Origin of the sequence: Algoriphagus ratkowskyi, from assembly GCF_002150505.1 — a bacterium.
Classification (GTDB): domain Bacteria; phylum Bacteroidota; class Bacteroidia; order Cytophagales; family Cyclobacteriaceae; genus Algoriphagus; species Algoriphagus ratkowskyi.
This window is the reverse complement of sequence record NZ_MSSV01000001.1, coordinates 159,259-185,131: the sequence shown is the minus strand read 5'-3', so window position 1 is coordinate 185,131 and position 25,873 is coordinate 159,259. Positions and strand designations below refer to the sequence as shown.

Below are 25,873 nucleotides of genomic sequence, written 5' to 3'. Positions count from 1 at the left end.
TGAGTAATTTCAGGTTCAACTAATCCAATTCATGTCTTCAATAAAAATCGCTGGAGCAACCGTCAATCAAACGCCATTAGACTGGTCAGGAAATCTTAATAGAATTATTCTGGCTATCGAAGAAGCGAAAAAACAAGCGGTAGAAATCCTCTGCCTGCCAGAACTGGCAATCACAGGATATGGATCTGAAGATTTATTTTTAAGCTATTGGTATCCAAAGAAAGCAACGTCTCAGCTCGCTCTATTGCTCCCATATTGCAAAGGAATAACGATAGCAGTAGGATTGCCGGTAAGAATTCAGGATAAAGTTTTCAACTGTGTAGCTGTCATCGAAGATGGTGAAGTTAAAGGTTTTGTAGCCAAGCAATTCATGGCTATCGACGGAGTTCATTATGAATTTCGCTGGTTTACTCCTTGGAAAGCAAATGAAATAATCGAGATCGAATTTCAAGAGCAGCTTATCCCGCTTGGAGATTTAACTTTCCATCACAAAAATATTCACTATGGATTCGAGATCTGTGAAGATGCCTGGAGAGGTAAATTGAGACCCGGCTATCAACTTTGTGATCGCAAAGTTGATCTGATTTTCAATCCAAGTGCAAGTCATTTTGCAATGGGCAAGACAGCGCTTCGCAAAGAGTTGATTGAAGAAAGTTCTGCTGCATTCGACTGCTATTATTGCTATGCAAATTTGCTTGGGAATGAATCTGGTCGGATGATTTTTGACGGGGAGATCCTACTTGCCAAATCAGGAGAATTACTCTCACGAAACAGGCTACTCTCATTTGAAGATTTTCAGGTATGTAGCTTTTTTCTAGCTCCCAAAACGCAGAAAATAGCACCTATTATTTCAAAAAATGAGGAATTTGTACAAGCTTCAGCTTTAGCACTTTTCGATTATATGAGAAAAAGTCGAAGCAATGGTTTTGTTCTTTCTCTTTCTGGAGGTGCTGATTCTTCTTCGATAGCCATCTTGGTAGCCGAAATGGTGAAGCGTGGAATAGGCGAATTGGGACTGGAAGATTTTTGCAAAAAAGCTGGAATAAAAAACTTTCCAATCTCACAGAATCCAGAGCAAGAATTGATGAAACAGCTTTTAACAACTGCTTATCAAGGAACCAAAAACTCCTCCAACGACACATTTTCGTCTGCTAAATTCTTGGCGGAAAGTATTGGCGCAACTTTCTATCATTGGGAAATCGATGAGGAAGTGAATTCCTACACCTCGAAAATTGAAAATGCAATAGGTAGGAAATTAACTTGGGAGCTGGATGATATCACGCTCCAGAATATTCAAGCCAGAACCCGCTCACCTATCATCTGGATGCTGGCAAACATTAACAATGCTTTACTCCTCACTACTTCGAACAGAAGTGAAGGAGATGTGGGATATGCTACGATGGATGGTGACACGTCAGGAAGTATTTCTCCGATAGCTGCCGTAGATAAACAATTCATCCTAAACTGGCTAAGCTGGGCTGAGAAAAACCTTGATCGTCCTGGACTCGCGAAAGTAAATTCATTGCAACCCTCAGCCGAACTGCGTCCACTAGAGAGAACCCAAACGGATGAAAAAGATTTGATGCCCTACGCTATAATCGTAGAAATTGAAAAACTTGCCATCCGAGATCGGCGTTCCCCAATGGATGTTTATCATATTCTTTCGGATGATCTCGAATTGGATTCGGCCACTTTAAAAGGCTATATCAAAAAATTCTTCCAACTTTGGTCCCGCAATCAGTGGAAAAGAGAACGTCTTGCTCCTTCCTTCCATTTGGATGAGTTCAATGTGGATCCAAAAACCTGGTACAGATTCCCTATTTTGTCTGGGGGATTTGCAGAAGAACTTGCACAACTAGATCAACTTTAAAACATTCAACTATGCTTGATTTAATCATGAATTATATGGTCTGGGATGCTAATCCTGCTGTCATTCACGGCTGGGAAAGACCACCTTGGTATAGTCTGCTGTTCGCTGCTGGCTTTGTCATTTCACAGCAGTTCATGGTTTACTTCTTTAAGAAGGAGGGTCAAAATCCCGAATTGGTAGACAAATTAACTATTTACATGGTGGTAGCCACCATCGTAGGTGCTAGACTTGGTCACGTACTTTTCTATGAGCCTGCAAAATACCTAAGCAATCCGATCGATATCCTAAAAGTTTGGGAAGGTGGTCTTGCAAGTCATGGAGCAGCCATAGCTATTCTGATCGCATTATGGCTATATGCCAAAAAAACTCCCGGTCAGAGTTACCTATGGGTAGTTGACCGTATTGTGATTGTTACCGCACTGACGGGTGCTTTGATTCGATTTGGAAACTTAATGAATTCGGAAATCGGCGGAAAAGACACTGGCTCTGATTACGGGATAGTTTACGCTTGGGACACAGAAGAATTACTCTCTACATTGAAAGTGCCAATTGAGTCAATCGACCCATATAAGCCTGATGACCGGCAGAATGAGTTGGTAGGCAATGGCATAGTACCGTTGAATATTGATCTAGCTATCAACAAAGGATCTTATTCATTGGAAGAATTAGAAAGTACACTGAGAAGAGATATTAAGTATGCTTTGACTCAGTTCAGCTCCAGTCAGGAATATTTGGCGGAGCCTATAGAAAGTCCTCTGGATATGACTATAGCTGACAAAGGCGATCACTATTTGGTGACAGTCAAAACATTTGGCAGATCTAAGCATCCAACTCAAATCTACGAGTCACTCTCCTATTTTGTGATTTTCTTGGTACTTTACGCCCTTTGGAACAAATACAAAGAAAGATTGCCGGAAGGTATTTTACTTGGGATTTTCCTTATATCAGTATTCGGAATGCGCTTTATTTGGGAGTTTTTCAAAGAAAGTCAAGTGGATTTCGAAGAAGGTATGGCCTTCAACATGGGGCAAATACTTAGTGTTCCACTTGTGATCGCTGGAGTAGTGCTCGTAGTTCTAGCACTTCAAAAAGGCCTTAAACCTATCAAAAACTAAGGTATAGGATCATGCCCGTGGCCTCCCCAAGGGTGGCAACGGACTATTCGCTTTAACCCCATCCAACCTCCACTGAAAACTCCATGCTTCAATATAGCCTCCTTCATGTACTGACTACAAGTCGGCGTAAATCTACAGCTGGAAGGAAGCAAGGGAGAAATGGTGTATTGATATACCAGTACTGGAAATATAGCTATCTTTCGAAGTATGGATTTTGCCATGAATTAGTCCTAAAATTGTGGTAACTGCGTAAGTAACCAATAATAACCTTTCTGAATTCCCTCTTGATAATCAAGAACTCAAATATCCTTTATTTCTGCATACTATTCTTAGCTCTCATTCTGGAGACAGGAGACAGTATTTCCTTTGCTCAAGGCGACACCTCTTTAGCGCCCGCAATTACCAATTCCCCTGATAGCGTAAAAGTCAATAATATTTTCATCATAGGAAATGTAAAGACAAAAAAGTCTGTAATTCTTAGAGAATTGGATTTTACTACTGACTATTATTACGACTGGAATACCTTATTAGAAATTTTAACAGCTGATCAGAAGAAGATTTACAACCTTAGGCTTTTTACCTCTGTAGAAATTACACCATTGATAACAGGGAACAATGAAGTGGAAATCCTTCTAACAGTAAAAGAGCGCTGGTATATATTGCCACAGATCATTTTTGAGCTTGCAGACAGAAATTTCTCGGAATGGTGGACTAATCAGAATCACAGTTTTTCAAGAGTAAACTATGGCCTACGATTAAGCCATAGTAATGTGGGAGGTCGCAATGAGAAGCTAAAGTTTGCAGGTCAATTAGGCTTTACCAAAGCTTTGGATCTTCAGTACAGCAAACCATATATAGACAAAAAACAGAAACATGGATTAGGTGTTCAGCTTTCTTATAAAGAAAACAAAACCGTTGCGATAAAATCCCTATACAATAAGCAGGTATTTTACACGGATGAAAATGAGGATATAATTAAGAAAAGCTTTGTTGCAGCTCTTAGATATACTTATAGACGAAGCTATTATAATTATCACTTTTTGAGCTTAGGTTATAGCTCAACGTGGGTCGCTGATGAAATATTGACAGAAAACCCTGAATATTTCCAGCACGGAGGCAATAATCTGAGATACGCATTTGCAACATATACTTTCAGGCATGATAGAAGAGACAATGTCTCCTATGCCACTGATGGGGAACTACTTCAGTTTTCACTTACCAAGTATGGAATCATATTCACAGACGAATTAGATGAAGTAGAAGTGAATATTACAGCAAACAAGTATATAAAGATCTCTGATAAATTCCACTTTAATACAGGACTTACAGCAAACTGGTTTTTGAGTGAAAGTCAGCCATACCCATTGGTGAGAGGTATAGGATATAGTCCTAATTTCATTCGGGGTTATGAGCTAAACGTGGTAGAAGGTCAACAACTCTACGTCCACAAAAATAGTTTTAGATGGAAATTTGTCGATTGGGAAATAGATATTTCCAACATGATGAAACTTGAGCAATTCAGTACGATTCCAATTCGTCTTTACCTAAGTGCAAATTTTGACCATGGCTATGTGAAAGACCGAAATAACATTCCTGAGAATTCACGACTTGCCAATAAATACTTAATGGGATATGGCACTGGAATAGATTTGATTGGTTTTTACGATATGGTTTTCCGTTTTGAATATTCTATGAATAACAGCAAAGAAGGCAACTTATTTTTCAACTTTTCTGCGCCATTCTAAATAGATTTATTCTGGAAAATTCAAATTGAAAATAAGTATCCTACAACGGTCATATCATCACTTCAACTCCGCTAAGTCTAGCAATACAAGACGTATAACTTTCAATATAATTTGCCTTTGAGATTTGCGACCTGTTTGACTAAAAATTAATCGTAAAATCTAATGTGTTTATTCAGAGTGATGTATATGAAGAAATGAAAGCTTTTTAAATTAGGTAATACATCCTATTGCTTCAAATTCAGAATCATGATATCTCAGTTTTAAAAAGCGTAGCAGTTTTCGAACCATTCATGAATTTAGATTTACAATAATTTTGGCTAGTGCAACAGTAGCTGATATAAATAAAATTTATCCTATTCTTTTGAATTGAATATTAAGATTTTAACTAAATTAGTTAAGACTTTTTTTTCGATTCATTATGAAGCAATTGACTTTTTCCTGCTTCCTGCTGTTTCTGCATTTCTATACAATAGCACAGACAGATCCACTAACTCAAGTGCATGGAGCTAGGAGCCAGGCCATGGGCAATCTTCGCGTGCACGGAATGGATACCTGGAGCTATTTCAATAATCCCGGCGGGCTTGCACATCTGGAAGCTTCAGCGATTTCGGTGGGCTATGACAATCGATTTGGACTAAATGAATTAAGCACAGTAGATTTAGTGGGTGCCTGGAAAATAAAAGATGGGACACTGGGGCTTGGAATTTCCAGGTTTGGAGGGAAATTATTTAACCAGCAATCCTTAGGCTTAGCTTTCGCAAATCAGTTGGGCATAGTCTGTGTCGGAGGCAAGCTGGAATGGTTTCAGACTCAAATAGAAGGGTTTGGAAATGGCAATAGCATTATTTTTAGTCTTGGAGGAATGGCAGAGCTAAGTTCTCAGTTCTCCATTGGAGCTAGTATTTCAAATCTAAACCGCTCCAAGATCTCCAAAGATTCTGAAACAAGACTACCCACAGGTGTGAGTTTGGGCGTATTCTACTCACCTATCCCTCAACTTGAACTACACCTCGAAATAGAAAAAGACATACAAATTAAACCGGTAGTAAAAGTTGGATTAGAGTACGGAATCAAAAACTGGATATTCCTCCGTACAGGAATCAATAGTAATCCGAGTAGAATGTTTTTTGGGATCGGGTTGAATTCATCTCGCTTTACTTTGGATTATGCATACGGACAAAACCAAGCGATAGGCAGTACCAATCACCTGAGCCTTAACTTTTCACTAGCTGAGAAATGAAGTCGCTTATACTCATAGCGATTCTATATTGTTCTCTGACTTCGTATGCTTTTGCACAAGTACCTCCAAAACAGGAAATAAATTTAGAGTCATTCATGGAGCGACTATTTCCAGTTCAAGATGAGGATTTGGATTACGAATCCATTTATGAAGTGTTGCTTCAACTTTATCTGAATCCCATTGATGTCAATCGAGCAAGTGCTGAAATACTGGCAGGAAGCTACTTACTTGATCCGCTACAGATCAGCAACTTAATCTCCTATAGGGCCAAGTTTGGAATGTTGATTTCACTCTACGAACTTCAAGCAGTCCCAGGATTTGATCTAAAAACTATCGAACAGATTCTTCCATTTTTAACTTTGGGCGCAGGATCTTCAAATCAAACTCAAACTTTTTGGAAGCGTATTACAACAGAAGAGCAGGCATATTTCATACTTCGCCATCGTCGAACATGGGAAACACGCAAAGGTTTCACTCCTCCAGACACAAGTTCTACAGGGAAGATCTCCAGCAGGTATTTAGGAGATCCAAACGAGTTCTATCTTAGATTCCGAATCCAGCATTCCCGGGATTTCAGCCTTGGCTTTACCTTGGACAAAGATCCTGGCGAACCATTTACTTGGGATGGGAAAACAGCGAGATACGGTTTCAACTTTTTATCATTTCACTTTACCAAGTATTATGTAGGTAAATGGAAAACTATAGCCCTGGGAGATTTTCAAGCTCAATTTGGACAAGGGCTGGTATTTGGAGCAGGATACTCACTAGGCAAGGGTGCTGAAACAGTACCTACCGTTCGCAGAAGTAGTATTGGGATATTACCTTATACTGCTGCATTAGAATTTGGCTTTTTCCGTGGAGCTGGAATTACTTATCAAAGTGGGAAGTGGCAAAGCAGTTTGATAGCATCTTATGCCCCAAGAGACGGTCGAACTTCAAGCTCCCTAGACACACTTAGTAAGGAAGATTTGACAATTAGTTCATTCAATCAAAGTGGATTGCATCGTACAAGCAGTGAGCTGGAAACCAAAAACCAATTCAGAGAGATAAACCTAGGGGGAAATATCCAATTTACATCAGGCAAGCTTCAAGCTGGCTCCAACTATCTATTTACAAAATTTGATCGCTCATGGATCAAGGAACCCACGCTATATAACCAGTTTGATTTTGCGGGAAAAAGCAATCAGGTGGGGAGTATATACTTGAATTACAATTGGAAAAACTTCTTTCTATTCGGAGAATCTGCTATCTCGCAATCAGCAGGTAGAGGCAACGTGCTGGGTTTTATATCCAGTCTGAGCAAAGAGGTAGACTTCTCCCTACTATGGAGAAAATACGACAAAGACTTCCATAGTTTCTATGCAAATTCATTTTCCGAAAGCACGAGACCAGTCAATGAACAAGCAGTGTATCTAGGAATTTCGATCAAACCAATTCCCAAATGGAAAATTAATTTCTATTATGACTATTTCAAATTCCCTTGGCTTCGATATCGAGTTTATGCACCTTCTAAAGGCTATGAATGGCTAGGTAGGTTGACTTTCCAACCCAAGAGAAATCTAACTGCATTTCTTCAAATCCGAGAAGAACAAAAAGACCGAAACCTATCAGATTCTGGAGAACCTGCCCTGCCCTATCAAATCCGACCATTGAATAAAATAAATGGATTGCTCAGTCTGGAATATCAAGTCAGCAAAACATTCTTTTTTCGATCTAGAATCCTATTCAGTAGAGTAAACTTCAATGATCAAAAATCCAGTGGATTCATGATTCTCCAAGATGCGCAATACAGTTTCAGTAAATTCAGAGTCACGGGCAGAGTAGCACTATTTGATACCGATGATTACGATACAAGGCTCTATGCTTTCGAAAACAACGTGTTGTGGACATTCTCCATTCCAGCATTCTCGGGCCAGGGAATGCGTTACTATTTGCTAGCACAATACAAAATCAATTCGCAATTCACGACCTATTTTCGTTTTTCAAGAACAGCCTACACAGACCGAGAAGTCATCAGCTCAGGGCTACAAGAGATCTCTGGTTCCATACAAAGTGAAACGACTGTGCTGCTTCGCTACATGCTTCATCGATAAATTTCCATCAATGGTACCAGCCAGAGCCTTCTTTTTTAATAATTTGTACCCAAACCACATCGAATTATGAAAAGATCACTTGGACTTACTTTCCTGCTCCTTTTTTCGCTGAATTTTGCTTATGCTCAAAACCTTGACATCAGTAAATTGAGCAAGAAAGATGGATTCATCCCCTTTTACCTAGATGAGGAAAAAGGTAAAATCTACTTAGAAATCGACAAGCTGGAATGGGAATTTCTTTATGTCAGCTCCCTTACCGCTGGTATAGGATCCAATGATATCGGCTTGGATCGCGGGCAATTGGGAGACACAAGAATTGTGGAATTCAGGAAATCAGGGAACAAGCTTTTCCTTGTCCATAAAAACTACGATTTCAGAGCTTATTCTGATAATCCAGCAGAAGTTCAATCTATCCAGGATGCTTTCGCAGAATCTATTCTTTGGGGATTTGAGATTGCACAGAAAGATGGAGATAAATTAATCGTAGATGCCACCAATTTCTATCTTCAGGATGTCCATGGAGTAGGAGAAACTTTGACTAGAAGTCGCCAAGGAACGTTTAGGCCTGATGCCAGTCGCTCAGGTTTGTATTTCCCTATGACCAAAAATTTCCCTCAGAATACTGAAGTGGAAATGACAATTACCTTGACGGGTCAAGCTACGGGTGCGAATCTAAGGTCGGTAACACCTTCGGCAGATGCAGTTACGGTACGTCAGCGTCACTCATTCATCGAACTCCCAGATGACAAGTATGAGCCTAGAGTATTTGATCCTAGAGCAGGATTTGGAAGTATTTCCTACATGGATTTCACTACGCCAATCTCTGAACCTATCATGAAGCGATTCATTTCCCGACATCGATTGGAAAAGAAAGACCCTAGCGCTGCGATGTCAGAAGCCGTCGAGCCAATTGTTTATTATCTTGATAGAGGAACTCCAGAACCTGTAGCTTCGGCTTTGATCGATGGAGGAAACTGGTGGAATCAGGCTTTTGAAGCCGCTGGGTATATCAATGCTTTCCGTGTGGAACTTGCCCCTGAAGGAATGGACCTGATGGATGTAAGATACAATGTGATCCAATGGGTGCATCGATCTACACGCGGCTGGTCTTACGGCGCAAGTATAAGAGATCCACGAACGGGAGAGATAATGAAAGGTCATGTATCCTTAGGATCGCTTCGTGTGAGACAGGACTTTTTAATCGCTCAGGGATTGTTGCAGCCCTTCGAAGATGGCGCACCGGCAAATCCTAAAATGCTCGAACTTGCTGTAGCTCGATTGAAACAACTATCCGCTCACGAAATTGGTCATACGATTGGTATAGCTCATAGCTATGCTACCTCAGCTAATAATCGCTCTTCGGTAATGGATTACCCTTATCCTATGATCACAGAAGCAGCAGATGGAAGTCTTGATCTAGGCAGTTCTTATGATGACAAAATCGGAGATTGGGATAAATGGGCAGTCAAATACGGTTATGCATCGATTCCTCAGGGAGAAGAAGAAGCTACTTTCCTCACCAAAATGCTGGAAGACACCTATGATGCTGGTCATCAATTCATCACCGATTCTGACTCAAGAAGTAAAAGTGGAGCGCATCCTACATCCCATCTTTGGGATAACGGCGGTTCTGCTTCTGAGGAATTGGTACGGATGCTGAGCCTTAGAGAAAATAGAATGAAAACTTTTGGCTTGAATGCTATCCCAGAAGGACAACCCACAGCACTATTAGAGGAGGTTTTTGTGCCACTTTATTTGATGCATAGATTTCAAATCGAAGCAGCTAGCAAATTGTTGGGGGGCGTGGATTATCGGTATAAAATAAAAGGCGACAATCAACCAAACCACGGATGGGTAAATTCGGCGGATCAGGAAGCAGCTCTTAAAGCTCTCCTCTTAACTGTTTCCCCAGATCAACTCCGAGTTCCTGATCATATCTTAAAATTAATTCCTCCTAGACCTTTTGGCTATGGTAGAAGTAGAGAGACATTTGTTTCAAGAGTTAATCCAATTTTTGATCCAATAGCACCAGCTGAAAGCATAGTAGATCTTACATTTGAGTTTATGCTAGATGGGGCTAGAGTAAGTAGAATTTACCTTCAGCATTTGCAGCAAAACAATTTATTTGGTTTAAATGAGATGCTTACCACTGTTGAAAAACAACTCTTCAAAGCTTACAACACAGAGGACATCAATCAAGAGTTAATTCTCATGACACAATCAAAATATATAGATCATTTAATTGCTTTAGCCAAGAATGCAGATGTCTCAAATACCATCAGAGCGATTGCGAGAGGGAGATTAGGTTATTTTGCAGTCTCCAAAGAAGTAGTAGGCATGGCTGGTAAAGCTTCTACTCAGCACCGAAATTATTTGGGTGCAAAAGCCTATGCTTTTTTGAATCTACCTGAGGAGCTAATTGTACAGGAAACCTTAAAAGCCCCAGATGGCTCACCGATAGGTATGTCTGAAATTAGTTGTGATTTTGAATTCTAGTAGAGTTTGAGTGAAATAGTATAAAAGCTGGCGTAATTGTCAGCTTTTATTTTTTTTATCAATTGAACGCGAGAAAGATAAAGTTTATATTGAATTCAATAATCTTATATTTTTATGACTGATGCGAGAAAGAGGTGTTTTGTTGTGATGGGTTTTGGCACTAAAACAGATTACGTAAGTGGCAGAAAGCTTGACCTAAATAAATCTTATAAATATCTGATCAAACCTGTGGTGGAATCCAAAGGAATCGAATGCGTACGCGCTGACGAAATACTCCACTCTGGCTCTATTGATGTGCAAATGTACAAAGAGCTTTTGATGGCTGACTTGGTGATAGCTGATCTCTCCACTTCCAACAGTAATGCAATTTATGAACTCGGAATCCGACATGCATTGCGCCCTTTTACCACGATAGTGATATCTGAAGACAAACTTGTATATCCATTTGACCTAAATCATGTGGTGATCAATAAGTACAACCATCTCGGTGATGCTATAGATATTGAAGAAGCTGAGCGCTTTAAAGAGGGATTAAGCAAGCAGATCGATGCGGTAATCAACAAAGATGAAGCTGACAGTCCAGTATATACTTATCTGAATGCACTGATTCCGCCACAAATTCAAGAGGCAATAGAAGCAGCCGTAGAGAAAATCACTGAGACAGAGGCTATTCCAATAGAAACAGGAAATGCCCTTTCAAAAATTATTCAAGATGCAGAGGACCTAATTGAAGAGAAAGAATTTGAAAAGGCTAAACTGTTATTTCAGACTGCCGTCGTCTTGGCCAATTTAAATTCTACGCAACCAGATATCTATTTAGTTCATCGCTTAGCCTTTGCAACCTACAAAACAGCTAAGCCTAACTTGATTAGCTCACTTGAAGAATCAATGAAGCTGCTTGAATCAATCAATTTGGCACATACCAATGACCCTGAAACGGTATCCTTAGCTGGTACAGTCAAGAAAAAGTTGTATGAATCTGGTGAAGGAGATATACATTTGGAAGAATCCCTACTCTATTTTTTGCGCAGCTATTACACACTGAATAATCGCTATAATGGAATCAACCTGGCCTTGGTAAATGTATATCGGGCAAATTCAGGACTTGCAACTAGTGATATAGAAAGAATGGCTGATTTGGTGATGGCAAAAAGAACTTGGAGGCGTGTGCTGTATTTATGTGATAGAGACTGGCCTATTTTCTTAGAAAAAGAAAAAAATGATGCCGCTAGAGTAAGCGATGGTACAAAAGCCGGTCAAGAATTACAAGAATATTATAATGCCCAAAAATTTTGGATTTCTGCTAATAGAGCAGAAGCAAATTTTGGATTGGGAAATTTTGCTGAGTATAAAAAAAACATGGAGCTGGCCAAAATAAATTCGCATCCAATCTGGATGTGGGAAAGCTTTACAGCACAAATGGGTAAATTAGCGGCGGAATTGAATAAAGTAGGCCATCTGATGGAACCTTCTTGGAAAGCTCCAGTTTAAATAAGGCAAACTATTTAAGTGCTATGACCAACCCTTTATTGGTGGATTTCTCCACTCCATTTAAAACTGCTCCTTTTGACCAAATCAGCCCTTCACATTATCTTCCAGCTATAAAAGCTGCTATTGTTGAAGCTAAAGAGGATATTTCTAAAATTAAAGGGGAAACTCATCCGACCTTTAAAAATACGATTGAAGCACTAGACAGTTCTGGAAAACGTCTTGGCATATTGACAGGTATTTTTTTTAACCTTAACTCTGCTGAAACCAATGAAGAAATTCAATCGCTAGCTAGGGAAATATCACCACTCTTGACAGCGCATGCCAATGACATATTACTTGATCAGGTTTTATTCCAGCATGTAGCAAAGGTTTTTGAACAAAAAGAACAGCTAACTCTAACTACAGAGCAAACCACTTTGCTCGAAAAGACTTATAAATCTTTCGTGAGAAACGGAGCAAAACTCACGGGGGAAAAAATAGATCAGCTTAGAAGAATAGACCAAGAATTAGCTCAAGTTTCTCTGAAATTTGGAGAAAATGTTCTCGCTGAGACCAACAAATTTGTGCATATCGTAGCTCAGGAATCTGACTTGGATGGACTGCCAGAAGGAATCAAAGAAGCTGCTGCTCAAATCGCCGAGGAAAAAGGTGAGTCAGGAAAATGGGCTTTTACGCTAGATTACCCGAGTTACATTCCAGCTATGACCTATGCGAAAAATAGAGCGCTACGAGAGACACTATTCATGGCTAGTAGTTCAAAATGCGCCAAAGGTGATGAACTGGATAATCAGGATATTATCAAAGAACTCCTAAAGCTGCGTCATACACGTGCCGTGTTGCTGGGCTATAAAAGCCACGCAGATTTTGTGCTCGAAGAGCGTATGGCCAAAAGCCCAGATCAAGTCATCTCATTTTTGAATTCCTTACTTGAAAAAGCCAAACCTAAGGCTATTGCTGAGATGAAAGAATTGGAGGCTTTTGCAAAGGAATTAGATGGACTCGAAGACTTGAAAAAATGGGATTTTGCCTACTATTCAGAATTACTGAAAAAGGAAAAATATTCACTCGACGATGAGTTGCTTCGTCCCTATTTTCAGTTAGAAAAGGTAATAGATGGAGTTTTCCAAACAGCTGAGAAGCTTTTCGGAATAACATTCACCATAAATCCAGAAATTCCTCTTTACCATAAAGATGTCACTGCATATGAAGTGAAAGATAAAGATGGCAAACATCTATCTGTATTTTATGCGGATTATTTCCCTCGTCCTGGCAAAAGAAATGGTGCATGGATGACGAGCTATAAAGGCCAAAGCATCAAGGGTTCGGAAGATATCCGCCCACATGTTTCCATCGTATGCAACTTCACTAAGCCTACCAAGTCTAAGCCAAGCTTACTGACTTTCAATGAGGTGACTACACTTTTCCACGAATTTGGACATGCACTTCATGGGATGATGGCGAAAGGAACATATGAGTCACTTTCCGGAACGAGCGTATTCTGGGATTTTGTCGAGTTGCCTTCTCAGATTTTCGAAAACTGGTGTTATGAAAAAGAGTGCTTGGATCTATTTGCAAAACACTATGAAACAGGAGAGAAAATCCCTGAAGACCTAATAGAGAAGATCAAGAACGCTTCTAATTTTCAACAGGGCTATCAGACGGTAAGACAAATCAGTTTTAGCCTCTTGGACATGTCCTATCATAGCAACGATCCAAGTGGAATCAGTAGCATTTTCGACTTTGAAGAAGGGGTGATGAAGGCTACCGATTTACTTCCTAAAGTACCAGGAACGCTTATGAGCACTTCATTTTCACATATTTTCCAAGGCGGATACTCCTCAGGATATTACAGCTACAAATGGGCTGAGGTTCTGGATGCTGATGCATTTGAATTGTTCCAAGAAAAAGGCGTTTTCGATAAATCTACTGCTGATTCCTTCGTGAAAAACATTCTAGCTGCAGGCGGAAGCGAGCATCCGGCCATTCTCTATAAGCGATTTAGAGGGAGAGAACCGAAACAAAATGCTTTACTGAAAAGAGCTGGATTGATATAGGAATAATTCACTTTCTTTACTCAATTATCCCATCTAAGACTTCTTGATTTCTAAATCCAAAACTTAATGAAAATTCAAACCTTGGAACTTCCTGCCTATATAAGAGCTCTCACTGTCATGATATTTATAATCGTGCTCGTGTTTTTTCTTATTGTAGGAAAAAGTCTTCTAGTCCCGTTATTTATGGGTGGTTTTTTTGCTATTCTGCTAACACCACTTTCCATGTGGTTGGAGTCGAAGAAAGTCCCAAGAACACTCTCTAGTATCATTTCTCTTTTAGTAATGATAGCTCTGGTTGGCGGAATTCTTACATTTGTCATCGGAAATGTGGCGAGTTTCACCCAGGATTTTGACGATGTATCGGGGCGACTCACTGATTATGCTGAAGATATCGATCAGTGGTCAATAAATACATTTTCTGTTGATCCAGAACTGAGCGAGAAGGCTAATACTGATTACCTGAAAAATGTACTAACCAGAAACAGTTCTAGTATTGGAGACTTTGCTTTGAATGCCGTTGGGTCACTTACTGGGCTCGTTTTAATTCCGGTTTTTATGTTTTTCTTCCTCTTATATAGAAATCACCTGACACATGTAATTATCCAGATTTATAAGGATAAAGATCCTGAATTGGTGAAAATGAGAATAGTAAGCCTCCGAAAAGTCATCCTGAACTATATCGTGGGTGTAGTTAAAGTGATGGGTATTCTAGCTATCCTTAATATCACTGCCTTCTCACTGCTAGGTATTAAGCACGCAGTGTTTTTCGGAACGCTAGGAGCCATGTTGAACATCATACCTTACGTAGGCCCATTTTTCGGCGCTATGCTACCAATGATATATTCATTCCTGACCAAGGATAGTTTGTTTTATCCAGCTGGTGTGCTTGTGAGTTACCAAATAATCCAGATGATTGAGGGAAATTTTCTGACTCCAAAGATTGTGGGTGGAAATGTGAACCTCAATGCTTTCATCACTTTTCTAGGATTGATTGTAGGAGGCACGATTTGGGGAGTGGCAGGAATGATATTAATTATTCCCATGATGGCAATTTTGCGAGAAATATTCGACCTGAGTGAATCAACTAGACCATATGCATTATTGCTTGGTGAGGAGAAAGAAGAAGAGAAAATAGAAGCGCATGAAGATGAGGTTGAAGAGATTGAAAATGAAAAAAAACATTAAAAAATTAACTTTAGTAGCATTGTCCTTGTTCGTGTTTTCTTGTGATACGGACGAAAGTAAAAAAGGCAGGTTCCTTCTAAAAGGTAATGAGAAGTTGGAGGCAAATGATCCTAAAGGTGCCATGGAATTCTATTCCGAAGCTATTGAAATGGATTCCACATTTGCTGATGCCTACTATAATAAAGCATTGGCTCATATACAATTAAACCAGCTTTTCGAAAGTATTCAAGATCTTAGTTTAGCTATTAATTATCAGCCCGATTATTATGAGGCAATCTTTCAAAGAGGCTTAAGTTATCTCGATATTGGAGAATTCTACAACGCCCGTGAAGACGCGCAAAAGCTAGTAGCTCTTGACGATCAGAACTGGAAAAGCCACTTTCTTTCTGGATTGGTGGAAGAAAAATTAATGAATTTCCCTGCTGCTTTATTAGCATTTAGCAATGCAGCAGAACTCAATCCTGAGAATTCAGATCTACTAGTCAATCAAGCAACCATCTTATATTATCAAAAGGATCTTGCAGGTGCAAAAAAGATTTTAATTAAAGCGATGGACGTTAATCCATTAGAGCCTAACCTGCACAACTTAAGATCAATGATTTATTTTGATGAGCAAAATTATGCAGAAGCTTTGGATGCTGTAGAAAAAGCAATTTCTTTAAATAATAGCCAAGCTTATTTTTACAATAACAAAGGTTTGTATTTACTCTTTTTGGATCAGCAAGAGGAAGGACTTGCTTTGATCAATCAAAGTTTACAGATGGACTCAAAGAATCCTTTTGCATTAAGAAACAAGGGGATTTACTATGTAATGCAAGGAGATAATATTTCTGCTCTGCAATACTTGGTGGAATTGGATCAAAATTACCCTGATATGGATTTAGTAAAAGAGTACCTTGAAAAGGCTCAGACACTCTGATTTCTTTCGAGAAGCACTTCTTGAATAATCTTCCGTAGTTTAGAGGCGTCAATAGGCTTTGCTACAAAACCATCAAAATCACACTCTTCAATGCGATCTAAAATCTGAAGTCTTGCTGCTGCTGTAAGTGCAATCACGGGAGTTTCTGATATTTTTTTAATTGCCAAAGTTGCATCAAAACCATCCATTTCTGGCATTTGAATATCCATCAAAATACAATCAAAATTAGTATGCTTCACTGCCCTTACAGCTTCAAGTCCATTGTAAACATGCTCGTAAGTGAATCCCCACTTATCGAGAATTTTACCCAAAACCAAGGCATTCACATCGTTATCCTCCGCCACTAGCAGATGAAGTGAGGAACTCGGGCTTGAATATTCAGTTGTAATACTAGTCTTTTCTACTTGTATTTCTGCAATTTCAAATTCCAATTCGAAAAAGAAACTACTTCCTTCATTCAACTTAGATTGAACTCCAATTTCTGCTCCCATCAAATTTAAAAGCTTTTTCGTGATAGAAAGTCCTAAACCAGTCCCGCCATATTTAGTGCTAAAAGTAGGTCTTACCTGATCGAAATTATTGAAGATCATTTTTTGATGCTCTAGAGCTATTCCAATTCCGTCGTCTTTCACTTCGAAATAAACCCTCGCTTTACCATTATGACTTTCTACTAATTCTACTATTACCTTCACTTCGCCTTCATCTGTGAATTTCAGAGCGTTAGTGATGAGGTTATTCAGAACTTGCGATATTCGCGTTTTGTCGCCGGCTACCACAAAGTTCAACCTCTCAGAAACTATAAGTGTCAATTTATTATTACTATCTCTAGCATGAAAGGTCATGCCATTTACAATTTGTTTGATTGATGATCCAAGATGGAAAGGAGCCTTTTCGATGGTCAATTTACCAGCTTCAATTTTTTGAAAATCTAGCAAATCATTAATCATAATGATCAAATTATCTACTGCGAAATTAATGGTCTCTAACTCTGACCTTTGATGAAATATTGATTCATCTTGAAGTAAAGAATAGATAGAGCCTGCAATTGCATTTAGTGGAGTTCGTAGCTCATGACTTATCATAGAAAGGAAATCAGACTTGATTTGATTAGCCTTCTCTGCAGTTCTCCTAGACTCATCTAACGTAGCTTCAAACTCTTTTTGGAGGCTTATATCTGTAAGGAATCCATACCACACCACATCTTCATTCTCGAGCTCTTGCTGTCTGGCAGCTCCCATTATCCACTTATACTCCTCTGAATTGAGATCCGATTTCACCCGAAACTGAAACTGCCAAGGCTCCATATTATTAGCTGAAGCTATAGAGCTCATAATTACTTGCTGCAAATCCAATGGGTGAACGCGGGAAATTGCCATTGAAATATGAGTAAAACTCTCAATTTCTTCAGTCTTCAAACCCAACACATTTTCAATGCCTTTGGAGAGAAATGAAAATTTCATTTCTCCTTCACTTTTAATCACAACTTGGAACAAGCCTCCAGGCACTTGCTCAGTAAGATTCCACAAGAAATTACTGCTATCCTTCAAGTTTTTCTCAGGCAGAACCCTTTCAAAACTATTCTGGAATGAAAAAATTACATACTGAATCCCTTCGATTAAGAGGTGCTTGGAAGCGATTTCGAGAATTAAAGGATCACTAGTAGCTCTAATCAGTGTAGAGGAAAATTGATGTGTTTCAGATAGAGAAATAGCGGAGCTGATCCAAGTTTCCCAATCCTGAGAACCAGCGAACATATTTACTAATTCGCGAAGATGAATATTTGAATTATATAAAGTTTTTCCAAAAAGACTTAATGCTTCAGTATTCGCGTGAAAAATTTCACCACCTAAATTCACAATAATTTGTGCATTTGGAGATTCTAAGAGAAACTGTTGGGAATCCTTGTTAGTGAGGAGCTCTTGTGTTTTAATTCTTTTTCCATTATAAAAAAGGAAATGATTTGAGGAGACATCTTGTGGATGTTCGATAAAAAACTCATAATCATTCCGATCATGAACAAATATGAGCTTATCCTTTAATAAGAAACTATCGATATCTAGTCCTAGTCCTACAAGACTTTTATCTGTAAGATGCGCTCCTATATTCTCCTCAAATGACTTATTGGAATAAAAAATAGGATATGGAAAGGTAGCATCAGCAAGAAACACCATCTCTGATGCCTCGTAAATTAGTTTCCTAAATGTGCTGTTGATTCCTCTCTCTTGCATTGAAATAGTACTTGCTTAAGTTTAGTTTTGATCTTGATAAAATCATAAATTACAAAACCATTTACATTTTAAGTAAACATACAGCAATTTGCATTTCATGCCAAACTTTTTGATTTATAAATACATTATTTTGAAAAATAAATTTAAATACCAAATTCAACTTGGAAGGTTCCAAACCAATAATTCTGCAAATTATTAACTTGGATTTGTCCATTATTCCAAGCGTATCCAAGATTTCCTTGAAGTTTTATCCTATGCCCATTAAGATATCGTGTATATCCAAACGCTGTTTCCTCCAATCTATTTTCATGCTGAGTAATTATTTTATCTGGCCGAACTGAAGCATACCTCAATGCAAATTCATCTTTTCTAGATATCATTTTACTAAGCTGCAGATTTGTACCAATTCCAATAAATACTACCTTAATATCTCCCTTGTCATTCATTGTGATCGGGTCGTTTGATCCACGTTTAAAAAACTCTGCCATAACCCCCCATCCAGAATATTTGAACATTGCATCAGCAATAAACACGTTCATATCTCTACCCTCGTAAAGCAGTGATCCCAACTGCCCTCTTGTGCGGTGCGAATTCTCATTCCAGTTGTATGTCATACCAACTGATAATTTTGGAAGCTCTTCAAACTCCAAATCACCCTCAGAATAATCTCCATTGTTCTTGAATTTCCCAAAAGGCAAATACTCTATCCTTCCTGTATAACTTAACCCCTTATCACCAACAGATGGATTTCTACCTTCGCCCGTGCTGATAGATCCTTTCAGCTGAAATTGTGATTGTCCGTTGGTCTGGTATGTGTAATATCCGAAAAAGCCAAAATCACGATCCAATGTAAAAAAGCCATTGGCAATGGATCTATCAGCAAATTGTAGATTTCCTGAGCTTACCACCCGTTCTCTATTTCCTGGTAATTTTGACTGCCCAAAACCCACATAAAAATTGGGATTAAAATAGTAATACACAATTGCATCTCGAATAGGCTGAGCATAGCCACCTGACTCCAAATCCAAATCTGACTTAGAAAATCCCAATTGGATGTAATATTGAATTCGTGGGTTCAACACATAGCCATCAAGACGAAGACGCAGTCTTCGAACTCGGAAATCCACTTGATCAATCTCAAGATCTTCCCCACTAGCAGTAGTGAAACCAAAACGGTTTTGCATTCTAAACCTCAGGTTTAAAAGAAACAGAGAATCCTTAGATATACTTATCCCATTTTTAACCTTGATCAGTGCTCTTTCATCTGATTCATTTTGGGCAAAAGAATCTTGAAAACAGAAAGTAATCAGCATAAAACTTAAGCTGAAAATAATTGGGTATTGAAACTGTTTTTTCATGAATTTTAGACAAGAAAAAAGCCGTAACGAAATTCGCTACGGCTTATAATTAAATACTATTATTAGGCTTTAGCTTTGATCAAGTTAAGAGCAGATCCAGCTTTAAACCATTCTATTTGGCCTTCATTGTAGGTGTGATTCACTTGGATAGTATCGGTAGATCCATCCGCGTGATTGAAAACTACTTGCAACTGCTTTCCTGGTGCAAATGTGGTAAGTCCAACAATATCAATTGAATCATCTTCCTGTACCAAATCATAATCAGCAGGATTAGCAAAAGTCAATCCTAGCATTCCTTGTTTTTTCAAGTTCGTCTCGTGAATTCTAGCAAAAGATTTCACCAAAATAGCACGAACACCAAGAAAACGAGGCTCCATAGCCGCATGCTCCCTAGAGGATCCTTCTCCGTAATTTTCATCTCCTACTACAATAGAACCGATTCCATTTGCTTTGTAATCACGTTGAGTAGCTGGCACTTCATCGTATGCACCTGTCAATTGATTCTTCACTGAATTAGTAGCATCTGTGTAAGCATTGATAGCTCCGATCAGCATGTTATTAGAAATATTATCCAAATGACCTCTATATCTCAACCATGGACCAGCCATAGAGATATGGTCGGTAGTACATTTTCCTTTTGCTTTGATCAGAAGTTTTAGACCTTTCAAATCTACTCCTTCCCACGGCTTAAATGAATCCAATAATTGGAGACGATCAGAAGAAGGGCTTACCACAATAGAAACTGAAGATCCATCTTCTGCTGGTTGCTGATATCCAGCGTCTTCAACTGCGAAACCTTTGGTAGGCAACTCAAGACCACTTGGCTCATCGAGTCGTACCGCAACACCTTCTTCGTTGATTAGGCTATCTGTCATCGGATTGAAGGTCAAATCACCAGCAATTGCCATGGCAGTGACTATTTCTGGAGAAGCTACAAAAGAGTGCGTGTTTGGATTACCGTCGGCACGCTTAGCAAAGTTTCTGTTGAACGAAGTGATGATTGAGTTCTTCTCTTGCTTTTCAGCACCATGACGGGCCCACTGACCGATACAAGGTCCACAGGCGTTAGCTAGCACTACCCCGCCCATTTGTCCAAAAGTATCTAAAAATCCATCTCTATCAACTGTAAATCTTACCTGTTCAGATCCTGGCGTAATAGTAAATTCAGATTTTGCTACAAGCTTTTTATCTACAGCTTGTTGTGCCAAAGAAGCAGCTCTAGAGATGTCTTCGTAAGAAGAGTTAGTACAAGAACCTATCAAACCAACTTCCAATTTTACTGGCCAGCCATTTTCTTTTACAGCTGCAGCAAACTTAGAGATAGGCCAAGCCAAATCTGGAGTGAATGGACCATTCACATGTGGCTCCAACTCAGAAAGATTGATCTCGATTACTTCGTCGAAGTAAGTGGCAGGATTAGCGTAAACTTCATCGTCACCAGTAAGGTGCTCAGCGATCCCATTTGCTAAATCGGCAATATCAGCTCTTTCAGTTGAGCTCAAATATGCAGCTGATTTCTCGTCATATCCGAAGATAGATGTTGTAGCTCCGATTTCAGCTCCCATGTTACAGATAGTCCCTTTGCCTGTAGCGGAAAGAGATCTAGCGCCGTCTCCGAAATACTCTACAATAGCACCTGTACCACCTTTTACAGTAAGAATGCCTGCCACTTTCAAGATTACATCTTTGGCAGAAGTCCATCCAGAAAGTTTACCAGTTAGTTTTATACCAATTAATTTTGGGAATTTCAACTCCCACGGAAGACCAGCCATCACGTCACATGCATCAGCTCCGCCTACTCCAATTGCTATCATTCCCAATCCACCAGCATTTGGTGTATGCGAATCAGTGCCAATCATCATTCCACCTGGAAAAGCATAGTTTTCCAAAACTACTTGGTGAATAATTCCAGCCCCTGGTTTCCAGAAACCCAGGCCATATTTATTAGAAACAGAAGCTAAAAAATCATAGACTTCCTTGTTTTTATCTTTTGCTTTGGTCAAATCCTGTACAGCACCTACTTCAGCCTGAATTAAGTGATCGCAGTGTACCGTTGAAGGAACTGCCACCTGAGTCTTTCCAGCTTGCATGAACTGAAGCAAAGCCATCTGCGCGGTCGCATCTTGCATTGCAACCCTATCTGGTTGAAAATCAACATATGAAACACCTCTTCCATATGCCTGTGAAGCAGCACCTTCACTCAAGTGTGCATAAAGTATCTTTTCAGTCAAAGTAAGTGGACGCCCCACAGCCTTACGAGCCGCTTCGATACGCTCAGGGTATCTGGCATACACTTTCTTGATCATTTCAATATCAAAAGCCATTGTATAGGGATTTTTGTTTGGTAAAAGTTTCGATTTTAACGACTGCAAATATAGGAAGTTACCCCAATAATATGTAACCATTCACCTGCCGTGACACACCCTTTCTCCTTATTTAAAACCATTTTAGCTTCCCTTGGGAGATTTTTCACTTTTAAACCTGCATATTTCAAAATATTTGAATACAGAAATTTGGACCTCAAAGCCCCTAAAATCAATCACATAAGTAATTGCTGCTGATTGTTCATTTTACTTTTTTAGGTAGACTATTCGTAGTAGTTTTATCAATCAACTTTTGCTAGTCTTTCACCCAATCAAAAGTTGATTTATTGATTCAATGGAATTTCCCACCTATCTGTTTTCGTTCACACTAATCCTTTCGGCTTTATTAGTCAGCATGCTTGCTATCTATATAATGACAAGCATTAAAGAGCTGACTACCTCAGTAGTTTTTACGATGTGGTGTGCTTCAATTTGGGGGTTTTTCTATGGCCTTGAATTGATTTCTTCCACTCTTGTTCTCAAGTTACTGTTCTTAGATCTTCAGTATTTTGGTATTGCCTTTATCGCCGGATTTTGGGTATTGTTTGCCCTTCAATACACGAGTTATAAATCCGAAAAATTCTATCTTATATTAGTAATGCTTTTTGCAATCCCAACTATTACGGTGGGACTAGTAATCACAAGTCCTAATCAAACATTTTTTTACAAAAGCATAACACTCATTCAGGAAGACAATTTCACCAACATGGTATTGGTTAAAGCTCCCTGGTATTACGTCCAAGTAGCCTATTCCTATTCAACATTTTTACTTGGATTAGTGATTTTATGGCGACGGTTTCGACATTCCAACCAGCTTTTCAAGACGCAAACCAAACAAATCATCTTAGCAGGCTCTATTCCAATTGCTTTTAACATATTCTACCAATCAGGTGTACTTCGTCCTTTTGACACCATAGATCTCACACCTTTTTCATTTCTAATCTCCTTTGGTGTGATTGGGGCTTCAATTGCGAGACACAATTTATTCAACATCAAGCCCATAGCACAAAATAAGATTATAGAGGCGCTTACTAGAGGTGTTTTAGTATTGAATGCCAAATCTGAAATCGTTGATTTCAATTCAATGATGAAATCTTTTCTGACCGGCTCTACTACAATTAAACCTGGCGATTCAGGGCAGGATCACTTCCCAAATCATAGCGAAGTGCTTATGTTAATGACAAATTCGGAAGAAAAATGCATTAGGTATGAACTAGAACAAGAGGGTGAAAAGAGAAATATTCATGTGGAAAAAATTGACCTATCTGAGGAGGACAAATCAATAGGAACTATTCTTCTCTTCGAAGATATTACTGTGCAAATTGAGATAAACGAAAAGTTAAAATTTCAAGCAGATGAACTTCAAAGTTTAAATAATCTAAAAGACAAATACTTCACTATAATTTCCCATGATCTGAAAGGCCCTGTGTTTGGAATTAAAGAGTTGATTCATATGACTAATACAGGCTTAGTCTCTCAGGAAGAATTTATGGACATGCTTCCAGAGGTTTCTAAAAATATGGAGCAGGTGGCTATGTTGCTTGAAAACCTTCTTGCATGGTCAAGCTCTCAGCTCAAAGGGGGCGAGATAGTATTTCCTCAAGAGTTTGATATTCAACAAATATTAATTCAACAAAAGAGTATTTTGGAGAGAATTGCTCATGAAAAGAAAGTAGAAATACTGATCGATGGTCAAGCTGAATCTCAGGTAAAAGCGGACAAAAACATGATCGAATTGGTTGTAAGAAACCTTTTAAATAACGCTATTAAATTCTCGGAAAATGGAAGCAAAATCACCATTAGAACACTAGACACAATTGATTTTGTGAAAATTTGTATTCAAGATAATGGCATAGGAATTTCTCCTGAAAACCTATTGAAAATTCAAAATGGAATTTCGTTTACCACTACAGGCCAAAATAAGGAGACTGGAACTGGTCTTGGACTAATACTAGTGAAAGAATATATCATGAAGAATAACGGCCATTTAGCAGTTTCCTCAGATGGTGAAAAAGGCACCAAATTCTGCATAAAACTACCTATAGCAGTAAGCTAACTTATTTTAATTTTGGCTTAATCCCAGCAGGAATTCCATCGTATCCACTTCATCTGCATATTCCCAAGGTTCAGGACTCTGAGCCGCGCCAAATGGAATCTGATCAACTCCCCCACCCACAACACATTGAATTTTAGACTTCAATCCCGCCAGCTTTTCTGCTAATAGGCTTTCGTTTTCATATACTTCGTAGTAAAGAACTGAGATTGGAGAAACTAAATCCTCACTTTCCTTTACTAGTAAAAATCCATTATCCAAATGATCCTCTAGGTTCACTAGGTAGATAGACTTATTGTAATCGTAGTTATTATGATACTTGTGGTGTGAGGCTATAGGCGAATAGACCTCCAAAGCGCCTAGCAAATCTTGAAGTTGTGCTTTTGACTTCACATATATCTTTGATACGTTTCTGCATCCCAAGCCATAGTACTGGAAAATATCTCGCCCTAAACCTACGTAATCTTCCGTAGTCTCATCTCCAGAAAGCACTGCCACAGAAGTTCTATTCTGACGGATTACATGTGCATATTTCCCAAAATAATAATTGAAATACCGCGAAGAATTATCACTTCCTGTAGCTATGTAAGCATCCATTCCTTTCAGCATTTCTTGAGTTCGAATCTGTGCTTCCAGTCTTGGCTCAATCTCTATCAGCTTTTTGATGATCCATTTCATCATGATCTCGTCGGAAGAACTCAATTTGATCACTGCTTCATTACCCGACAAAATCACACACATCAAATCATGAAAACCTACGGCAGGTATATTTCCTGCCATCATTAAACCCACAGACATCGGAGATTCCACTTCTTTCAATTCATAAGCGGAAAGCCAACTGTTCAATTTCTCTTCAGAAAGCATTAAGCTAATACCTTTCAACGCTGATTCCACAGATTCCTTAGTAAACCAGTTGTTGTTGTTTTCGGCTCTCCATAACAATTCCTCCTTCTCTTCAAGTTTGAGGGTTTCGATGGCTTTTCCTAGGTTGACAAATGCAGAAATTCGTTCAGCTGGCTTCATTGAGTAGAGTTTATGGGCCAAATTTAGCTCTTTTGAAAAGAAGGAAAGTTAGAATTGAATTAAATTAGTTAGTATGACAACTTTTTTATTGCCTCTCAGTTATATGGTTAGTACTTTTGGGTTTAAAATAATTGAAGTTATGGCTATAATGATTACCGACGAATGTATCAATTGTGGTGCATGCGAACCAGAATGCCCAAACACTGCTATCTATGAAGGTGGAGTAGAGTGGACTTGGGGTGGCGGTACTAGTTTGAAAGAAGTTACTTTAGAAGACGGTACTGTACAAGACGCAAACGAAAAGCAAGAGCCAGTGTCGGATGAGTTCTATTATATCGTGACTGATAAATGCACAGAATGCAATGGCTTTCATGAAGAGCCTCAATGTGCGGCTGTCTGTCCCGTGGATTGCTGCGTGGATGATCCTGACCATAGAGAATCAGAAGAAGTACTCCTGGCGAAGAAAGCCATGATGCACGGAGAGTAAATTTTCGTTTCTGCTAAGATCTTGCACTTCCCTCTTTTTAACACATAATTTTCTACGAAAAACACCTATTGGTTAAATTTTTAGCCTTGGGATTTGATTTCTAGAATTGAATTGTTTTATATTCGGTCGTATTTTAACCAACCGTATACTTAT

Annotated in this window: 17 protein-coding genes; 12 read left to right on the top strand and 5 right to left on the bottom strand. The window is 38.9% G+C overall.

Translation table 11 applies throughout. The features are described from left to right. Positions 1-31 precede the first annotated feature (31 nt). Both nadE and BVH02_RS00765 read left to right on the top strand, forming a co-directional pair. Positions 32-1,870 carry an NAD(+) synthase gene (gene nadE, locus BVH02_RS00770; protein ID WP_086497828.1) on the top strand — a complete coding sequence of 613 codons (1,839 nt, stop codon included), beginning with the start codon at positions 32-34 and terminating at the stop codon, positions 1,868-1,870. 11 nt (positions 1,871-1,881) lie between these two features. After that, the gene (locus BVH02_RS00765; RefSeq protein ID WP_086497827.1) at positions 1,882-2,985 is read left to right on the top strand and encodes a prolipoprotein diacylglyceryl transferase; all 1,104 of its coding nucleotides are present in this window, start codon (positions 1,882-1,884) and stop codon (positions 2,983-2,985) included. On the opposite strand, the gene yidD is transcribed toward BVH02_RS00765, so the two are convergent. Beyond that, positions 2,982-3,206, bottom strand: coding sequence for a membrane protein insertion efficiency factor YidD (yidD, locus tag BVH02_RS00760; protein WP_086497826.1), 225 nt, complete (start codon positions 3,204-3,206; stop codon positions 2,982-2,984). The genes BVH02_RS00765 and yidD overlap by 4 nt on opposite strands. A gap of 63 nt (positions 3,207-3,269) precedes the next feature. Here yidD and BVH02_RS00755 point away from each other — a divergent pair, with 63 nt between their 5' ends. The 8 genes from BVH02_RS00755 (at position 3,270) to BVH02_RS00720 (ending at position 16,208) form a co-directional block, all read left to right on the top strand. Further along, on the top strand, positions 3,270-4,730 hold the full coding sequence (locus BVH02_RS00755) for a POTRA domain-containing protein (RefSeq protein WP_223271775.1): 1,461 nt from the start codon (positions 3,270-3,272) through the stop codon (positions 4,728-4,730). Between the two features lie 418 nt (positions 4,731-5,148). Further along, positions 5,149-5,970 (top strand): PorV/PorQ family protein, encoded by an 822-nt coding sequence (locus BVH02_RS00750; protein ID WP_086497825.1) that lies wholly within the window; start codon positions 5,149-5,151, stop codon positions 5,968-5,970. A 95-nt stretch (positions 5,971-6,065) separates the two neighbouring features. Next, entirely contained in the window at positions 6,066-8,063 is a 1,998-nt protein-coding gene (locus tag BVH02_RS00745) for a helix-hairpin-helix domain-containing protein (protein WP_223271776.1), read from the top strand. 66 nt (positions 8,064-8,129) lie between these two features. Next, positions 8,130-10,559: a zinc-dependent metalloprotease gene (locus BVH02_RS00740; RefSeq protein ID WP_086497823.1), complete on the top strand. Its 2,430-nt coding sequence runs from the start codon at positions 8,130-8,132 to the stop codon at positions 10,557-10,559. Between the two features lie 114 nt (positions 10,560-10,673). Continuing rightward, positions 10,674-12,050, top strand: coding sequence for a tetratricopeptide repeat-containing protein (locus tag BVH02_RS00735; protein ID WP_143244163.1), 1,377 nt, complete (start codon positions 10,674-10,676; stop codon positions 12,048-12,050). A gap of 23 nt (positions 12,051-12,073) precedes the next feature. Further along, positions 12,074-14,104 carry a M3 family metallopeptidase gene (locus BVH02_RS00730; protein ID WP_086497821.1) on the top strand — a complete coding sequence of 677 codons (2,031 nt, stop codon included), beginning with the start codon at positions 12,074-12,076 and terminating at the stop codon, positions 14,102-14,104. Positions 14,105-14,170: 66 nt separating this feature from the next. Next, positions 14,171-15,289 carry an AI-2E family transporter gene (locus BVH02_RS00725; protein ID WP_086497820.1) on the top strand — a complete coding sequence of 373 codons (1,119 nt, stop codon included), beginning with the start codon at positions 14,171-14,173 and terminating at the stop codon, positions 15,287-15,289. Continuing rightward, entirely contained in the window at positions 15,273-16,208 is a 936-nt protein-coding gene (locus tag BVH02_RS00720) for a tetratricopeptide repeat protein (protein ID WP_169712824.1), read from the top strand. Before BVH02_RS00725 ends, BVH02_RS00720 begins: the two co-directional genes overlap by 17 nt. On the opposite strand, the gene BVH02_RS00715 is transcribed toward BVH02_RS00720, so the two are convergent. From BVH02_RS00715 to BVH02_RS00705, 3 genes are all read right to left on the bottom strand, one after another. Further along, positions 16,196-18,436 carry an ATP-binding protein gene (locus tag BVH02_RS00715; protein WP_086497819.1) on the bottom strand — a complete coding sequence of 747 codons (2,241 nt, stop codon included), beginning with the start codon at positions 18,434-18,436 and terminating at the stop codon, positions 16,196-16,198. The two genes, BVH02_RS00720 and BVH02_RS00715, sit on opposite strands and share 13 nt — an antisense overlap. Positions 18,437-18,579: 143 nt before the next feature. After that, positions 18,580-19,794, bottom strand: coding sequence for a porin (locus tag BVH02_RS00710; protein WP_086497818.1), 1,215 nt, complete (start codon positions 19,792-19,794; stop codon positions 18,580-18,582). A 62-nt stretch (positions 19,795-19,856) separates the two neighbouring features. Next, positions 19,857-22,118, bottom strand: a complete 2,262-nt coding sequence (locus BVH02_RS00705; RefSeq protein WP_086497817.1) for an aconitate hydratase — start codon at positions 22,116-22,118, stop codon at positions 19,857-19,859. 334 nt (positions 22,119-22,452) lie between these two features. On the opposite strand from BVH02_RS00705, the gene BVH02_RS00700 reads away from it, so the two are divergent. Then, positions 22,453-24,213, top strand: a complete 1,761-nt coding sequence (locus BVH02_RS00700; RefSeq protein ID WP_086497816.1) for a sensor histidine kinase — start codon at positions 22,453-22,455, stop codon at positions 24,211-24,213. Positions 24,214-24,219: 6 nt separating this feature from the next. Here the strand turns inward: BVH02_RS00700 and BVH02_RS00695 are convergent, their stop codons facing one another. Then, a complete protein-coding gene (locus BVH02_RS00695; RefSeq protein WP_086497815.1) occupies positions 24,220-25,233 on the bottom strand; it encodes an acyl-CoA reductase in 1,014 nt (337 codons plus the stop codon). 139 nt (positions 25,234-25,372) lie between these two features. On the opposite strand from BVH02_RS00695, the gene BVH02_RS00690 reads away from it, so the two are divergent. Next, positions 25,373-25,720: a 4Fe-4S binding protein gene (locus BVH02_RS00690; protein ID WP_086498207.1), complete on the top strand. Its 348-nt coding sequence runs from the start codon at positions 25,373-25,375 to the stop codon at positions 25,718-25,720. Positions 25,721-25,873 lie beyond the last annotated feature (153 nt).

What these genes read in the sequence shown, in the direction of transcription:
- BVH02_RS00765 (WP_086497827.1), top strand. Translation starts at nt 1,882, where the DNA reads ATGCTTGATTTAATCATGAATTATATGGTCTGGGATGCTAATCCTGCT.
- BVH02_RS00700 (WP_086497816.1), top strand. Translation starts at nt 22,453, where the DNA reads ATGGAATTTCCCACCTATCTGTTTTCGTTCACACTAATCCTTTCGGCT.
- BVH02_RS00750 (WP_086497825.1), top strand. Translation starts at nt 5,149, where the DNA reads ATGAAGCAATTGACTTTTTCCTGCTTCCTGCTGTTTCTGCATTTCTAT.
- BVH02_RS00710 (WP_086497818.1), bottom strand. Translation starts at nt 19,794, where the DNA reads ATGAAAAAACAGTTTCAATACCCAATTATTTTCAGCTTAAGTTTTATG.
- BVH02_RS00725 (WP_086497820.1), top strand. Translation starts at nt 14,171, where the DNA reads ATGAAAATTCAAACCTTGGAACTTCCTGCCTATATAAGAGCTCTCACT.
- BVH02_RS00740 (WP_086497823.1), top strand. Translation starts at nt 8,130, where the DNA reads ATGAAAAGATCACTTGGACTTACTTTCCTGCTCCTTTTTTCGCTGAAT.
- BVH02_RS00690 (WP_086498207.1), top strand. Translation starts at nt 25,373, where the DNA reads ATGGCTATAATGATTACCGACGAATGTATCAATTGTGGTGCATGCGAA.
- BVH02_RS00695 (WP_086497815.1), bottom strand. Translation starts at nt 25,233, where the DNA reads ATGAAGCCAGCTGAACGAATTTCTGCATTTGTCAACCTAGGAAAAGCC.
- BVH02_RS00720 (WP_169712824.1), top strand. Translation starts at nt 15,273, where the DNA reads ATGAAAAAAAACATTAAAAAATTAACTTTAGTAGCATTGTCCTTGTTC.
- BVH02_RS00715 (WP_086497819.1), bottom strand. Translation starts at nt 18,436, where the DNA reads ATGCAAGAGAGAGGAATCAACAGCACATTTAGGAAACTAATTTACGAG.
- BVH02_RS00730 (WP_086497821.1), top strand. Translation starts at nt 12,074, where the DNA reads ATGACCAACCCTTTATTGGTGGATTTCTCCACTCCATTTAAAACTGCT.
- BVH02_RS00745 (WP_223271776.1), top strand. Translation starts at nt 6,066, where the DNA reads ATGGAGCGACTATTTCCAGTTCAAGATGAGGATTTGGATTACGAATCC.
- yidD (WP_086497826.1), bottom strand. Translation starts at nt 3,206, where the DNA reads ATGGCAAAATCCATACTTCGAAAGATAGCTATATTTCCAGTACTGGTA.
- BVH02_RS00705 (WP_086497817.1), bottom strand. Translation starts at nt 22,118, where the DNA reads ATGGCTTTTGATATTGAAATGATCAAGAAAGTGTATGCCAGATACCCT.
- nadE (WP_086497828.1), top strand. Translation starts at nt 32, where the DNA reads ATGTCTTCAATAAAAATCGCTGGAGCAACCGTCAATCAAACGCCATTA.
- BVH02_RS00735 (WP_143244163.1), top strand. Translation starts at nt 10,674, where the DNA reads ATGACTGATGCGAGAAAGAGGTGTTTTGTTGTGATGGGTTTTGGCACT.